This window comes from Beggiatoa alba B18LD (genome assembly GCF_000245015.1).
GTDB classification, from domain to species: Bacteria; Pseudomonadota; Gammaproteobacteria; order Beggiatoales; family Beggiatoaceae; genus Beggiatoa; species Beggiatoa alba.
Genome location: NZ_JH600070.1, coordinates 3515137 through 3529646, shown reverse-complemented (window position 1 = coordinate 3529646; position 14510 = coordinate 3515137). Strand labels below are relative to the sequence as shown.

General features: G+C 40.6%; 12 protein-coding genes. 6 read left to right on the top strand and 6 right to left on the bottom strand.

Annotation, left to right across the window (positions count from 1 at the left end; all coding sequences use genetic code 11):
* The first annotated feature begins 2 nt into the window (after positions 1–2).
* Positions 3–3713 carry a hybrid sensor histidine kinase/response regulator gene (locus BEGALDRAFT_RS14450; protein WP_002691206.1) on the top strand — a complete coding sequence of 1237 codons (3711 nt, stop codon included), beginning with the start codon at positions 3–5 and terminating at the stop codon, positions 3711–3713.
* Between the two features lie 22 nt (positions 3714–3735).
* Positions 3736–4221, top strand: coding sequence for a chemotaxis protein CheW (locus BEGALDRAFT_RS18440; protein WP_002691204.1), 486 nt, complete (start codon positions 3736–3738; stop codon positions 4219–4221).
* Between the two features lie 15 nt (positions 4222–4236).
* Here the strand turns inward: BEGALDRAFT_RS18440 and BEGALDRAFT_RS14440 are convergent, their stop codons facing one another.
* On the bottom strand, positions 4237–4548 hold the full coding sequence (locus tag BEGALDRAFT_RS14440; protein WP_002691202.1) for a hypothetical protein: 312 nt from the start codon (positions 4546–4548) through the stop codon (positions 4237–4239).
* A 57-nt stretch (positions 4549–4605) separates the two neighbouring features.
* Between BEGALDRAFT_RS14440 and BEGALDRAFT_RS14435 the strand changes: the two genes are divergently transcribed.
* Positions 4606–5178, top strand: a complete 573-nt coding sequence (locus BEGALDRAFT_RS14435; RefSeq protein WP_002691200.1) for a nucleotidyltransferase family protein — start codon at positions 4606–4608, stop codon at positions 5176–5178.
* Here the strand turns inward: BEGALDRAFT_RS14435 and mutL are convergent.
* Entirely contained in the window at positions 5164–6996 is a 1833-nt protein-coding gene (gene mutL / locus BEGALDRAFT_RS14430; RefSeq protein WP_002691198.1) for a DNA mismatch repair endonuclease MutL, read from the bottom strand. The two genes, BEGALDRAFT_RS14435 and mutL, sit on opposite strands and share 15 nt — an antisense overlap.
* Positions 6997–7104: 108 nt before the next feature.
* Between mutL and mlaD the strand changes: the two genes are divergently transcribed.
* Together mlaD and BEGALDRAFT_RS14420 are read left to right on the top strand one after the other, a co-directional pair.
* Complete coding sequence (gene mlaD / locus BEGALDRAFT_RS14425; RefSeq protein WP_002691196.1) at positions 7105–7587, top strand: outer membrane lipid asymmetry maintenance protein MlaD; 483 nt, start codon at positions 7105–7107, stop codon at positions 7585–7587.
* A gap of 35 nt (positions 7588–7622) precedes the next feature.
* Complete coding sequence (locus tag BEGALDRAFT_RS14420) at positions 7623–8768, top strand: glycosyltransferase family 4 protein (RefSeq protein WP_002691194.1); 1146 nt, start codon at positions 7623–7625, stop codon at positions 8766–8768.
* Positions 8769–8816: 48 nt separating this feature from the next.
* Here BEGALDRAFT_RS14420 and BEGALDRAFT_RS14415 read toward each other — a convergent pair whose 3' ends face one another.
* The 3 genes from BEGALDRAFT_RS14415 to BEGALDRAFT_RS14405 all read right to left on the bottom strand — a co-directional run bounded on the left by BEGALDRAFT_RS14415 (position 8817) and on the right by BEGALDRAFT_RS14405 (position 12197).
* On the bottom strand, positions 8817–9266 hold the full coding sequence (locus BEGALDRAFT_RS14415) for a hypothetical protein (RefSeq protein ID WP_002691192.1): 450 nt from the start codon (positions 9264–9266) through the stop codon (positions 8817–8819).
* A 198-nt stretch (positions 9267–9464) separates the two neighbouring features.
* The gene (locus tag BEGALDRAFT_RS14410) at positions 9465–10688 is read right to left on the bottom strand and encodes an OmpA family protein (protein WP_081484190.1); all 1224 of its coding nucleotides are present in this window, start codon (positions 10686–10688) and stop codon (positions 9465–9467) included.
* A 12-nt stretch (positions 10689–10700) separates the two neighbouring features.
* The gene (locus BEGALDRAFT_RS14405) at positions 10701–12197 is read right to left on the bottom strand and encodes a J domain-containing protein (protein WP_002691188.1); all 1497 of its coding nucleotides are present in this window, start codon (positions 12195–12197) and stop codon (positions 10701–10703) included.
* A 259-nt stretch (positions 12198–12456) separates the two neighbouring features.
* Between BEGALDRAFT_RS14405 and BEGALDRAFT_RS14400 the strand changes: the two genes are divergently transcribed.
* Positions 12457–12927, top strand: a complete 471-nt coding sequence (locus tag BEGALDRAFT_RS14400) for a prepilin-type N-terminal cleavage/methylation domain-containing protein (RefSeq protein WP_002691187.1) — start codon at positions 12457–12459, stop codon at positions 12925–12927.
* A gap of 267 nt (positions 12928–13194) precedes the next feature.
* Here BEGALDRAFT_RS14400 and argJ read toward each other — a convergent pair whose 3' ends face one another.
* Positions 13195–14415, bottom strand: coding sequence for a bifunctional glutamate N-acetyltransferase/amino-acid acetyltransferase ArgJ (gene argJ / locus BEGALDRAFT_RS14395; protein WP_002691185.1), 1221 nt, complete (start codon positions 14413–14415; stop codon positions 13195–13197).
* Between the last annotated feature and the right edge of the window lie 95 nt (positions 14416–14510).

Genomic DNA, 14510 nt, shown 5'->3' with positions numbered 1-14510 from the left:
ACATGAAACTGATTGAAATTCCAGAACAAACGCCATCAACCGAAGTCGATGAAGAAATTCTTGAGATTTTTGTTGAAGAAGTGGGCGAAGTGCTTGGAGAGATTGAGACCAGCTTTGATGCGTGGCGTTCAGATCCCAGCGATACAGAATCCTTAAAAACGTTAAGACGTAATTTCCACACCTTAAAAGGGAGCGGGCGTTTAGTAGGTGCTACCATTATTGGCGAATTAGGATGGCGATTTGAAAATATGTTAAATCGCTTACTGGATAATACTTTTGCGCCTAACGAAAAGGTTTTTAACCTAATAGCCCAAGCACAAGCGGTGCTACCTGAACTTGTAGAGCAATTTAGCAATACAATGCCCCCCTCACATAAGACTTTAGTGCTTATTTCTCAAACAGAATATCTTACCCAAACAAAGGGTAAGGAATTAGGCGAGTTTGAAGCTGACACAAGTACTAAACCTTCTGCTATTAATGAAACCATCACTACAGATATTAAAGAATCCGTCAATATATTAGAAGGTTCTGCTGACGAATCATTAGCAACAGAAAATTTAGAAGAATTACCCGCTTTAGAAAGTGTTGATGACGAATTAGCAATGAGTGATGAACTTGCTGATTTGCCTACTGACGAACCATTAGCAACAGAAAGTTTAGAAGAATTACCCGCTTTAGAAAGTATCGATGATGAATTAGCAATGCGTGATGAACTTGCTGATTTGCCCGCTGATCTCTCCTTAGAGATGATGGGTGATATATCTCAACTAACGGAAGATGAAGAAGAACGACTTGCAGAACAAGCATTATTAGCTGATAGAGTTGCCCATCATACCGCGATTGAAATTGAAGAAGAGGATAAACATTTTCTAGAGCTAGAAGATACAGAAACAATAGACCCTATTCTCTTCAATATTTTTAAAAATGAAGCCATCACGCATTTAACAACACTAACGGACTCCCTAGCTTTTCATAGAGCTAATTTGAACGCGCCCATTGAACAGGATGTTATTCGCGCTTTTCATACCTTAAATGGTAGTTCACGTAGTGTTGATGTAACGAGTATTTCTGATATTGCAGCACCCATGGAAACTTATGCGCGTGCCTTAGCAGAACGAAAATTACCTTTATCCTTAGAAGGGTTAAAAATTTTCGAAGAGGCTAAACAACTCATTGAAATATTAGTTAATAATGATACTGTAGAACCAACACAGCAAAAAAATCTATTACAAAAAGCCCAAATTGCAATTAAAGCATTACCGCCTTTAGTCGCTTCAGAAACAAGTGTTGCCAACACGAACAACATCGGATTTGTACCTGAGACAACAGAAGCGACTGATGAATTTATGGCTATTTTCCTCGAAGAAGCTGAGGAAATACTAGAAAATACACAGAGTTTAATTGAGCGTTGGAAAACAGCTCCCAATAATTTGCAATTATTAAAAGAATTACAACGCGAACTGCACACCTTAAAGGGTGGAGCACGGATGGTTGGCATTGTTCCAATGGGCGATTTAAGCCATCATTTAGAGTCTGTATTAACGCGGATTGTTGAGGGAAATGCGCAATCTAACCCTAAATTACAAGAAATTGTACAAAACAGTGTAGATGAGTTAGCTGCAATGTTGGAAGCGGTTCGTTCTGGTGTCGCATTGGACATGCCTGTTGATTTAATTAGTCAAATTCAGGATGCAGTCGGCTCTGATGAAGAAGAGCACACTGTCGCAACAACGATACCAATGCCTCCACTAACCACGACAGCAACACCAACCGTCGAAACAAGCTCCACTCAAAAACCAGCTGATGCCCTCACAGCGGAAGAAGAAGAAAAAGCGGAGCGTGCTGAACGTGAATCAGAAATGACCGAAAACGGTGAAGATCGTATTCGGGTGCGTGTCACGTTAATCGATAAACTCACTAATTTAGCAGGTGAACTTTCCATTTCCCGTGCACATATGGAACAGCAACAGGGCGCGGTCAAGAATAACCTATCTGAAATGGAACAGACTGTTGCGCGGCTACGTGATCAGTTACGTCGTTTAGAAATTGAAACCGAAGCACAAATTATTTCCCATTATTCTGATGAAATGCAAGACGATGAAGAGTTCGATCCGTTAGAGTTAGATCGCTTCTCTGTTTTACAACAATTATCGCGTAGCTTAATGGAAACCATTAACGACTTGTTTAATATTCAAGATGCGTTAAAAATTCTTGCACGTCAAAGTGATGCGTTATTAATTCAACAAAGTCGTATTGGTGCTGAATTACAAGAAGGAATTTTGCGCACTCGCATGGTGCCATTTTCAAGAATTTCTCCAAGACTACAACGTATTGCCCGTTTAACCGCGCGTGAATTACGTAAACAAGTAGAGTTCCAGATTAAAGGGGAAAGTATCGAGTTTGAAAGAACTGTTTTAAATCGTGTTGTTGCCCCTTTAGAGCATATGTTACGTAACGCAATTGGACATGGTGTAGAAGAACCGCAAATTCGTCAACAGCTTGGCAAATCACCGAATGCAACAATTATTATCGATATATCCCGTGAAGGTGCTGAACTTATTGTTAAAGTATCTGATGATGGCGCAGGCTTAAATTTACCTGCTATCCGCAAAAAAGCGGAAGAACGTAAGATGATACAACAGGGTACAGTCATCAGCGATCAAGAGTTAATGCAGTTTATTTTAGAACCTTCTTTTAGTACTGCGACGAAAATCACTCAAGTCTCTGGACGCGGTGTTGGTATGGATGTAGTCAGTACAGAAATTAAACAACTGGGCGGCAGTTTACAAATCCATTCTAAAACAGGGGAAGGTACGCTTTTTGAGATTCGTTTACCCTTATCATTAACCATTACTCAAGCATTAATGGTACATGTTGGGGAAGAAACGATGGCAGTACCTTTAAACCATGTTGATGCCGTCATGCGTGCACCTCGTCAAGAAGTACTGCATAACGCCGATGAACTGCATTATTACAAGTATATGGATAATAATTACCGTGTTTTCCATTTAGGGGAATTGTTAGGCATTGGTAGAAATGCTTCAATTGACTCTAGCTTAGTGCCTATGTTACTGGTTCGTACAGGTGATCGTCGTATTGCGTTATTGGTTGATGGAATTGAAGGAAGTAAAGAAATCGTTGTGAAATCTGTCGGGATTCAGATTGGTACAATCCGCTGGATTGCAGGTGCAACAATTCTTGGTGATGGACGTGTTGTGCTCATTTTAGATATTCCAACAATTACACGTGCAGATACAACGCCACAATACGAGCAACAACAAAAAGTTGTAGAGCCTGTCATTGAAGAGAAACCTGTGACAGTGAAAACTATCATGGTGGTTGATGACTCTATCACGGTTCGTAAAGTGACCGCACGTTTATTAAAACGACAAGGAATGGAAGTATTAACCGCAAAAGATGGGGTGGATGCCATTGCACAATTGCAGGAACATACCCCTGATTTGATGTTGTTAGATGTGGAAATGCCCCGTATGGATGGTTATGAATTAGCCACACAAGTTCGGAATAATCCTACGTGGAAACATATCCCAATTATCATGATTACTTCACGCACAGGGACAAAACATCGTGATCGTGCGGAAAAAATTGGTATTAACCGTTATTTAGGCAAGCCGTTTAATGAAACGGAGTTATTGGATAATATCAATACTTTGTTAGCCGAATCGATGGCAACAGCCAATATTACGCATTGATAGGTAAACTGGAGAACAATATATGTCACTGAATGAAAATGTTGTACGCAGTTTACTCATACCTATTAGTAGTGGTAATTTTTTATTACCAAGCACATTAGTTGCTGAAGTAACGCCCTATACTAACCCAACCCCTGTTGCAGAAACGCAACCCGATTGGTTATTAGGAACTGTGTTATGGCGTGAGCAAAAAGTACCTGTTCTTTCCATTAATACGGCGTTGTCGTTACCCGCTATTGATTTATCTGAAAACTATCGTATTGTTGTACTGTATGGGCTAGAAGCGCCACAAATGTTGCCTTTCTATGCCTTTCTCGCAACAGATATTCCTCAAGCGTTGTCTATTAAACCTGAAAATTTATTAAATCCTTACGAAGAAAAACGTAAAGGTTTAGTCTATGGTATTCAACTTGCTGATAATGAACGCTTAGAAAGCGCGTGGTTACCAGATGTTGCCTATTTAGAAGGGTTGATTAAAAAATCTTTACCGCTATTACTAGCCCGTTAAAGTAGCCTGATTGCCTTACGGTTTACCTGAAAATGCATCAACATATTGGATTTTTAATTGGGGGAAACTGTCAACAAATTGCACAGTAAAATCAGGAAAGCTATCAACCCATTGCCATTGACCGCAATTATCAGGAAAACTTTGTACAACTTGTACCCGTAAATCAGGGAAAGATGTCACCACCTGAATTTTAATATCAGGAAAGCTATCAACCTTTTTAACCTTGCCATGCAAAGTAATCCCCGCATATTGACAAGTATTCTCTTCTGCCCAGCTCTGAAAAGATAATGCGAGTAACACACCGCTGGCAATGACTTGTTTTAACATCTCAATCTCCTCATTATAACTGCTTATTAACGGCTTTTATTCTCTCGCATCTTTACTATGCATATTACAGGTATTCTGTTAGCCGCTGGTCAAAGCCAACGCTTTGGTAGTCCCAAATTACGTCATATTCTGCCGCAACAACAACTGCCCTTGATATTAGCCAGTGCGCAAATATTGCAACCATGGGTTAAACAATTATTGGTTGTTGTACGTCCTGATGATATTGAATTACAAAGATTATTAACAATAGCAGGTTATACTTATGTCATTTGTGAAGCGTCAACGCTTGGCATGGGACACAGTTTAGCGTGTGGCGTACAAGCCAGTGCAACGGCTGATGCATGGTTAGTCGCCTTAGCTGACATGCCTTTTATTCAAGCACAAACAATCCAACGTTTAGTGACACATTTAGAAAATGGTGTTGCCTTAGTTGCCCCCTATTATCGTGGGAAACGTGGGCATCCTGTTGGGTTTGCTCATCAATTTTATACGCCACTCAGTCAATTAACAGGGGATAGCGGTGCGCGGGCAATTATTGAAGCCCATATAACAACACTGCTACCCTTACATGGTGATGATAAAGGCATTTTACAGGATATTGATACGATTGATGATTTACCGCCCGCGTAAAAATAAACTGTCTAATTCTTTTAAACTCAATTGTACCCATGTTGGGCGACCATGATTACATTGATTACTGCGTTCAGTGGCTTCCATATCACGTAATAATGCGTTCATTTCGCTTAAACTCAGTTGACGATTAGCACGTACTGAATGATGACATGCCATTGTGGCAAAAATCTCATGAATGTGCGTATCTAAAACCGCACTGCTACCAAAACGAATTAAATCACTGAGTAATGCTTGTACCAATAACGCAATATCCGCTTGTATCAAGAGTTGCGGTACTTGACGTACTAATAAACTTTCCCGTCCTGCACGTGTGATTTCAAAGCCTAAACGCAATAGGGTTTCATGAAAAGTATCCAATTGGTCTGCATCGGTTTCACTGATGAAAACGGTAACAGGGACTAATAAATATTGTGCTGTTAAACGGTGTGTTTCCCATGCAGTTTTCATGCGTTCATAAGTGATTCGCTCATGGGCTGCGTGCATATCCACTAACACAAGCCCCTGTGCATTCTCCGCAATAATAAAAATCCCATGTAACTGTGCTCTTGCATAGCCTAAAGGGGGAATTACTGACTCGGGAGGGGCTTGGGTCTCTGTTGTTGTTTGCAGTTTAGCTTGATGCAAAACCTGATAAAACTGTTGGCTTTCTTGTACAGTCAATTCGGGGGTAGGCGCAATTGCTAAGGCTGGCTGATACTGGGGAGAAGGGCGATTATCTAAATGTGGACGTGCAAATGTTGTTGCCGTATTGTCTAAATGGTCAGCAATATTCACGGAATTACTCGGGCGTGTTTGCCCTAAGGTTTGTTGCAAACTGCTGGCTAAAAAATGATGTATCCAACCTTGTTGCACAAAACGCACTTCATGTTTCGTTGGATGAACATTCACATCGACTTCATGTGGGGCTATTTCCAAATATAAAACGTAACAAGGGTGTCGTCCACTGTAAAGCACATCTTGATAAGCAGCGCGAATGGCATGACTCACCAATTTATCCCGCACAACCCGCCCATTTACAAAAAAATATTGCTGGTCAGCTTGTCCCCGTGCATAACTGGGCGGACTTATCCAGCCTGATAAACGAATCATCTGGTTTTCATATTGCACGGTTAAGGCGTTTTGCATGAATTCAGTCCCGCATAATTGCCCAATACGCAATAAACGGCTGGCTTCATCGGTCGTTTTTTTTAAGGTAAGTACCGTTTTAGCATGATGTTGCAGGGTAAAGCTGACGTTAAAGCGACTCAATGCAAGGCGTTTTACGACTTCTTGAATATGCCCAAATTCTGTTTTTTCAGCGCGTAGAAATTTACGACGAGCAGGCGTGTTATAAAACAATTCGCGCACTTCAACCGTTGTGCCGACAGGATGGGGAACGGGTTCTATTGTTGGTATTTGACTAAACGTATTGAGCAATAAACTATAGCCATGTTCTGCACTATAAAAACGAGAATGCATTGCAAATTGTGAGACTGACGCAATACTCGCAAGTGCTTCTCCACGAAACCCTAAACTATGCAATTGCTCTAAATCGGTTAAGGTTCTAATTTTATTGGTTGCATGACGACTCACTGCCAGTTCTAATTCAGTCGCACGAATCCCACACCCATTATCACGAATACGAATTAAACCAACGCCACCTTTTTCTATCTCTATATCAATATGGTCAGCCCCTGCATCCACACTGTTTTCTAATAACTCTTTAACCACAGACGCAGGTCGCTCAATCACCTCACCCGCAGCAATCTGATTAGCAACAGGTAACGGTAATAAGGCAATAGAAGGAATATCTGATAAGTCGGTCGTATTCATCATGATATAAAGTTAGCGAAGGCAAGCGGGTTTTTTGTGCAATGTTTTATAGCACTGATGAAAGTACAGTATAATGTCAATATGCAATTTTTTCGTATCTAGGAAACCGCTATGTATTCAAGAACATTAGAAATTTGGGTTGGCGTTTTTGTGATGTTAGGCTTTCTTGCCTTATTACTCTTAACCTTAAAAGTGAGTAACTTAGGCTCGTTATACAATGATGCGGGTTATTTAGTAACCGCAAAGTTCCAAAATATTGGCGGTTTAAAAGTCAAAGCCCCTGTAAAAGTCAGCGGTGTTACCATTGGGCGCGTGACAGACATCCGCTTTGATAATAACACATATAAAGCGATTGCTACGTTACGCATAGAACCCCAGTTCGACAAGTTACCCGCTGATACATCCGCCAGTATTTTCACCTCTGGTTTATTAGGCGAACAATATATTGGTTTAGAACCTGGTGGCGATGTTGAGTATTTACACAGTAATAGTGAAATTTACCTTACACAATCTGCAATGGTGTTAGAACAACTCATCGGGCAATTCTTATATCGAAGTGCTGCAAACGGCGTTGAAAATAGTGAGAAGAAATAACTTATTTATCAGAGAATTAATCGGATATAGCAACAATGCGTATTGCACATTTAGAAAGTAGTTTGCATTGGGGCGGGCAAGAATTACGCATTATCGAACAGATGTTATGGCTACGTGCGCATGGGCATCAAGTTTGGCTTATTGCACACAGTCGCTCTGCTATTTTGCACGAAGCGCGGCGTTACGGGCTATCCTGCTTACCCTTAGACATTCATAATGCATTTAGCCTACCGATATTATGGCAGCTATATCATTTTCTACATGTGCAACAGATTGAATTAATTGATACACACAGCTCTAAAGACAGTTATCAAGCCTGTTGGATTAAGTGGCTAACAGGCATTACTGTTGTACGCTCTCGTCATGTCACTAACCCAATTCGCCACAGTTTTGTACATCGTTTAATTTGGCAGTATGGTAATGACCGTGTGATAGTGACCGCACAGACAATTAAGGCGCAATTAGTCTCTTTTGGCTTAAAGTCTATCCATGCCATTGATGTTGCTATTGCAGGCGTGGATGAAACCCGTTTCTATCCGCAATTACGAGAAAAAAACCAAGCACTACGTGCAAGTTTAGGAATTTCCACAGACCATTGGATTATTGCCAATATCGGGATGATACGCGAAGACAAGGGACAACTCTTTTTTGTTCAAGCCTGTCAAGAAATTGCGCAACACTTTTCTAATGTCACTTTTTTACAAATTGGAGAAGCGACCGAAAACTCTCAAGCGTATAAACAACAAGTCTTAACAGCCGTTGCTCACTCTACGTATCAAACACATTTCCACTTTCTAGGATATCGCGTCAATATTGAAGATTATTTAAGCATTTGTGACGTTATTATCATTGCCTCTATCGCAACAGAAGCACAAACACGCCTTGTTTCTCAAGCATTTCTAACAAAAACAGCCGTTGTTGCGACCTCAACAGGGGGATTAGTAGAGATGATAGAACATGAAAAAACAGGCTTGTTATGTCCTGCACAATCAGCACATGCGCTTGCAGAAAATACCATGCGCTTGTTACGAGAACCCAGTTTGCGGGAACAACTCTGTCTAAATGCGTTACAACATGCCAATCAACATTGGACATTAACGCAAATGATGAACGGCATGTTAAACAGCTATCAACAAGCATTTATGAGTAATCATAAATTGCAACTCACACACGCAATTTAATCTTGCCACTCATAAAGGCATTAAGACAATAACAAATTGATAAATAAATTACTTTGTGTTGCTACCCGCCTGTTGCGTCGGGACTGGCTCGGTCATTGTTGCAGGTTGCGGTGTTTCAGTCGTTGACGTTGCAGTCGGATGACTGGGGGCTGTAACTTGATTGATAAAACAACGCTTTTCAGCCACCGTTTTGATATCTGCGAATTTTTTACGTAACGCTTTCGCTTCGGGGGGGTCACGAAAAATTGCTGCACGCTCGCCCCGTGCTTGCAATAAACGCGCTAAGGTATCCGCTTTTGTATATTCATCGTAAGACATCTTATTTGCGATTTCGTCTATAGTACAGGCACACTGATACATATTTTCATAACTTTCCCCGCCATGCAATGCCATGCATTCAAACACATAATTCACTTTATCAATGGTTGGATAATCATTTGCGTAAACATTGCCCATAGAAAAAAGCAATGGCACGATGGTTATTATACGGTAAGACATAAAAATGCTCTCTTGATGGTTTACTGTCATGAGTAGTTAAGTAACGCAAAACCGTCGGGGTGATGCAAATAGATTGTTCTACGTCGTACTACCTTATTTTTTATTAAAAGCGTCACTGAGTATAGGAGCGAGAGAAGCGAGTTGTAAAGCGACGCGGTATTGCTGGATAGTCCGTGAATACCGCATATTTTGGGAGGATTAGGGCGTTACTTTAAAGTCTTGGCAATTCACAATCGATAATTCAACCCGTCTATCAATTGCATCCTGCGCATCATCAGTGCCAGAGCCGACTAAATTTTCACTAAAGCCTTTACCAATGGCTTTTGATTGTGTGGCTAAACTGGGTAATTCTACCGCTAATAATTGACGCACATGTTCTGCCCGTTCTACAGAGAGCTTAAGATTATAGTCAGCTTTTCCTGTTTTACTGCTATGCCCAACAACCTGAAAACAATAACTATTTTTCTGTAAAAAACGGCTAATCATGCGCAACCATTCAGCATACTGTTGGCGTATGCTATTGTTATTAATAAATTCGATTGAATTCACTTCAAATAAAAATCGAATATTTAAACTATTGGTTTCTTGAATGCTTAACGCCAGTAATTTTGTAAATGCGGCTTCTTGATTGGCGACATTTTCTTTTTCTGTTTTGCGCGTTGTTTCATATAAGCCAAGATAAGTTTTCATGACTTGCCCATCACTACGTGCTGCCGCTTTCTGAAATAAATAATGCGCTTTAGTATAATTCGTATTTTCATAGGCGGTTTCTGCTTCTACCAACAACGCATTGGTATCTAAGCTGCTGTAATACTCATCATCTGCTGATTTACCCTCATGGGTTTCTGCTGTTTCGATTTGGCTTTGTACCCGTTTATCTTTAAAAAAAGTGGGGCTATTCCGATACAACGGCGTTCTGACGTAATTTAAATCAGCATCTGCAATCCAACTCATTGCGTGGGCAATAACAACACCTGTTTTTAAATCCACCAAACTTGCAGACAACTGATAATACTTATCTGTTGCGCTTTCTGTGCTCAACTGATAATCACGTAAATTAATCGTGCCGTTTAAAACATACTGCGCACGCCGTAATAAAGCAGGTGTGAGGCGGTCTAAAATATAGCTGGGATAATATTTTTTCCCTTCCGCAATCATGTCTTCTTCAATACTACGGCTTATCTCCAAAACATCACCACTATTTGCATCGACAAAAGGGTCAAGCACGATGATGAGCTGATTCCCTGCCTGCTGTTTTGCAAGTGTGCCTAATAATTGATGTGTTACTGCGGTCACGGCCGCTTCAAAACTGATTGGATAATCAACTACTTGCTGTGGTGGTTTTGGAAGGGTTTGACATCCTGCGAGAAAAAAACACAGGCTTAACAGACGAATATACGTCATAGAAGAAACTTGCATCATTCAGTCCTCGGTCTAATGACAATTTTCTTTAAAATAAACATCTTCATGAGGGGCTAGATTTAAGCCAACTGATAATTTACGAATCAATTCTGCACATTTATTGGCTGTTTCAGAAAATAAGACAGAGGCAGCTTGGATTTTATTTTCTAACTCAACCACTTTTAATCTTAACTCTTTCAAAATGGGCAGACGGGGATCAATCCGTTCTAGGCTTCTAATATAAGACTTTGCTTTATCAACACGTTGTTGTTCAAGCAAGCTATCAAAACGGGATAAAAAGCTGTTTTTTAAATTGTCAATGCCCTGCCGTGCAGCAAGATTGCGCGGATCCATTCGTAGCACTTCTCGATAACAATTCAATGCACTATCTTGACCATAGGTTAAACGTTGTTCATTGATGTGTGTACGACAAACAGCCAAGCGTTGTGTGATTGCTGTCATTGCAACAGGTGCAGTGACGAGATTATTAGCATCATTGGTAATGACTGAATCTGCTGTTTCTACTGTATTTATTGGTTCTGCAATGGGTTCTACAGGAACTGGTGTTGTTATTGCTGTTGTCTCTGTCGTAGGGTGTGCCTCTCGCTCTGTGGGAGGACTTGTCTCAGTAGGCAAAGGCGTTGCTAAATTCGCTAAAACAGGCGGAGTTGCAGGATTATCTTGTACAGGTAAAGAAGAATCAGGGGGGGATTTGGTATCTAATTGATTTGCCCCATTGACAGAACTTGTTAAAGTCGGTGCTGCCCCAACAATTTGCTGTAACTGCTGTTGCCGCTCTGCAATTAAGTTATCTTGCGGATATTTAACTTGTAATTTGGTCAATATCTGTAATGCTTGCTCAGGAGTCGTGACCGTATATTGCTTATCGTAATAATGCAATAAAGCCGCTTTAACCTGTGCATCAGCAAACACATTGATTTGCTGTTGCTGACTGAGCCGTTCTAAGGTATCTATCAGGTCTAAATTATTCGTATTTTCAATTAAAAAGAGTGCAAACTGATATTCTGATGAGCCTGTCGTTTTTTCGGCAGTTGATGATGAGGATAAGGCAGGCGATGCAGTCAATCCTGTTGATACCGTTGGAGATGCCCATAAATAATGTACTCCTGCACCCGCAATACCGCCAAATAACAACAGACCAATACCAATCATTAACCCTTTATAATCAAAAGAGTTATCATCATCATCTTGTGCATAGACACGCTGTTCTGCTGATTTCAATGCATAATCATTTTCTCGCGCCCGTCGCCATGCATAAAATTGGTTACGTAACCATGAGAAACTATAAGGTTTAATCACTTTACGAGTACGGTTGTACTCAATGCGTTGTATAGGGTCTTTTAAAGTATCATAAGCTTCTTGAATCGTCTGAAAACATTGTGCGGCATTTGCTTCTGGACTACGGTCTGGATGATATTTTTGTGCGAGCCGTCGATAAGCCCGTTTAATTTCTTCCTGATCTGCATCAGGGGTAATTTCTAAAATTTGGTAGTAATCGCGCATCGTCATAACTGAATGAACTCGAAGGCAGATAAGAAAAAATAAACAAGTTTTAAAATGTCATTAACACATTTATCTGATTTATACTGTGTGCCAGTTTATCAGATGGGCAAGATTTATGCTAAACATTGCGGATTAGCTATAGTTTTTAGTTAATCACTTATTAATTAATTATAAATTAAAGAAAACAAGTTGTTCAAAATTTACAAAAAACACTCGTTTCATGTAAACAAAATTTTTAGCTAATATCAAATATTATTAATAAGTTATGTTAAAACCCTCTCGTTTTACCAGTCAATATGGATTTACCTTATTTGAAATTCTATTAGTTATGGCAATTATTGCCCTTGCTGCAGCAATTGTAATTCCTCATTTAAATTCAGGTAAGTCAACCTTGTTTCAGGCTCAACTTCGTGAAGCGATTGCCGCTTTAAATTACGCACGACGTTCTGCAATTATTGAAGGGACTTCTAAGGTTGTGAAATTTTATGAAGGAAAAGAAACGGAAGATATAGATAAAACACCCAGTGTGAATAATTGGGTTAGTCGTGGTGCAACATTGCAGTGGGGCGGGGAGATTACCACAAAAGATAAATCCGTGTATGAAATTGTGTTTTATCCTGAAGGGGGAAGTAGTGGCGGAGAAATCATTTTAGAGTATGAAGGTATGAAGGCAAAAATCACGGTGAATCCTTTAACGGGTAAAATTGAATCTGATTTTTTTTCCGATAAGCCATAATGCTGACTCAATGGGCGTAATGCCACACATGACACTACGCGCAATTTTTTCGCTTATCTAACGCTAGTTCGGCGAGTGGCGAAAACCGTTTAGAATTTTTCAACTAAAAAATGTAGGGTGGAATAGCAAAGCGTATTCCACCATACGATTTATAATCTGTTTTTGCTCAATTTTTGCAGAATTTCAAGGTGGAATACGCTTCGCTATTCCACCCTACAACATTCAAGCTGTTGTCTTTTTAAAAGAAACTCGCCGTACTCGCGTTATCTAAGTCCGATATTCTGCATTAATTTTCACGTAATCATAAGAAAAATCACACGTCCAGACAGTTTCCTGTGCTTGCCCACGTCCTAATAACACGCGAATGGTAATATCGCTTTCTGCCATTACCGCTTGTCCACGCTCTTCAGTGTAATCATTCGCACGTCCACCTTGTTGGACAATGCAGACATCACCTAAATAAATCACAATATTTTCTAAAACTAATTGGGATAAGCCTGCACGTCCTACGGCGGCTAAAATTCGCCCCCAATTGGCATCACTGGCAAAAAACGCTGTTTTAACAAGGGGTGAATGTGCAATGGTATAAGCAACCGCTAAACATTCTTGGGCTGTTGCCCCTTGTTCAACTTGAATGCTAATAAATTTAGTCGCACCTTCGCCATCGCGGACAATCATTTGCGCTAATTGTTGGCAAACTTGTGTTAATAATTGCACAAAGTTGGGGAAATCGGCATGTTCTACACTCTCAATCCCTATTGCACTTTGCCCGCTTGCCACTAAGACACAAGCGTCATTTGTAGATGTATCCCCATCAATACTAATCCGATTAAAACTTTGATTAACCGCGATATCTAAGGCGGCTTGTAAAACAGTCGGCGGTATTTGTGCATCGGTTGCGATAAATGCCAACATGGTCGCCATATCAGGGCGAATCATCCCTGCGCCTTTGGCAATTCCTGTAATCGTCACCGTTTGACCTTGCAGCGTTGCTTGCACGGACGCACCTTTTGGCAAGGTGTCTGTGGTCATGATGGCATTAGCCGCTTGTTGCCAGCCTGTTTCTTGTAAGGTTTGTAATGCTAATGGTAACGCGGTACGGAATTTTTCCACAGGTAACGGTTGCCCTATCACGCCTGTAGAAAAGGGCAGTATGGTATTTGGTGTGGTATGAGTGAGTGTCGCTAAGGTTGTGCAAGTTGCTAATGCATCTTGTAGTCCTTGTTCACCTGTACCCGCATTGGCATTGCCCGCATTGATGAGTAAGTAACGCGGCATGGTTTGCTTTAGATGTTGGCGTGCAAGGGTAACGGGGGCTGCACAAAAGGCATTACGGGTAAAAACTGTCGCGCAAGTGCTGGTTGGCGCTAATTCTAATAAAGTGATGTCGTCACGGGTTGCAGTGGGTTTTATTTTTGCCAATGCAGTGCCTAGTTTAATGCCTTTGACAGGGTGTAAAACAGGAAAAGGAGGAAAATTGACAGCCATAATATCCGTGCCAGTGTGGGTGAAAGAAAGCCAAAAGTGGGATAGCTCATCTTTAGGTCTTTGCTGTATTAGTGTAAGAACAGCATGTGACAAGA

What these genes read in the sequence shown, in the direction of transcription:
- BEGALDRAFT_RS14450 (WP_002691206.1), top strand. Translation starts at nt 3, where the DNA reads ATGAAACTGATTGAAATTCCAGAACAAACGCCATCAACCGAAGTCGAT.
- BEGALDRAFT_RS18440 (WP_002691204.1), top strand. Translation starts at nt 3,736, where the DNA reads ATGTCACTGAATGAAAATGTTGTACGCAGTTTACTCATACCTATTAGT.
- BEGALDRAFT_RS14440 (WP_002691202.1), bottom strand. Translation starts at nt 4,548, where the DNA reads ATGTTAAAACAAGTCATTGCCAGCGGTGTGTTACTCGCATTATCTTTT.
- BEGALDRAFT_RS14435 (WP_002691200.1), top strand. Translation starts at nt 4,606, where the DNA reads ATGCATATTACAGGTATTCTGTTAGCCGCTGGTCAAAGCCAACGCTTT.
- mutL (WP_002691198.1), bottom strand. Translation starts at nt 6,996, where the DNA reads ATGATGAATACGACCGACTTATCAGATATTCCTTCTATTGCCTTATTA.
- mlaD (WP_002691196.1), top strand. Translation starts at nt 7,105, where the DNA reads ATGTATTCAAGAACATTAGAAATTTGGGTTGGCGTTTTTGTGATGTTA.
- BEGALDRAFT_RS14420 (WP_002691194.1), top strand. Translation starts at nt 7,623, where the DNA reads ATGCGTATTGCACATTTAGAAAGTAGTTTGCATTGGGGCGGGCAAGAA.
- BEGALDRAFT_RS14415 (WP_002691192.1), bottom strand. Translation starts at nt 9,266, where the DNA reads ATGTCTTACCGTATAATAACCATCGTGCCATTGCTTTTTTCTATGGGC.
- BEGALDRAFT_RS14410 (WP_081484190.1), bottom strand. Translation starts at nt 10,688, where the DNA reads ATGATGCAAGTTTCTTCTATGACGTATATTCGTCTGTTAAGCCTGTGT.
- BEGALDRAFT_RS14405 (WP_002691188.1), bottom strand. Translation starts at nt 12,197, where the DNA reads ATGACGATGCGCGATTACTACCAAATTTTAGAAATTACCCCTGATGCA.
- BEGALDRAFT_RS14400 (WP_002691187.1), top strand. Translation starts at nt 12,457, where the DNA reads ATGTTAAAACCCTCTCGTTTTACCAGTCAATATGGATTTACCTTATTT.
- argJ (WP_002691185.1), bottom strand. Translation starts at nt 14,415, where the DNA reads ATGGCTGTCAATTTTCCTCCTTTTCCTGTTTTACACCCTGTCAAAGGC.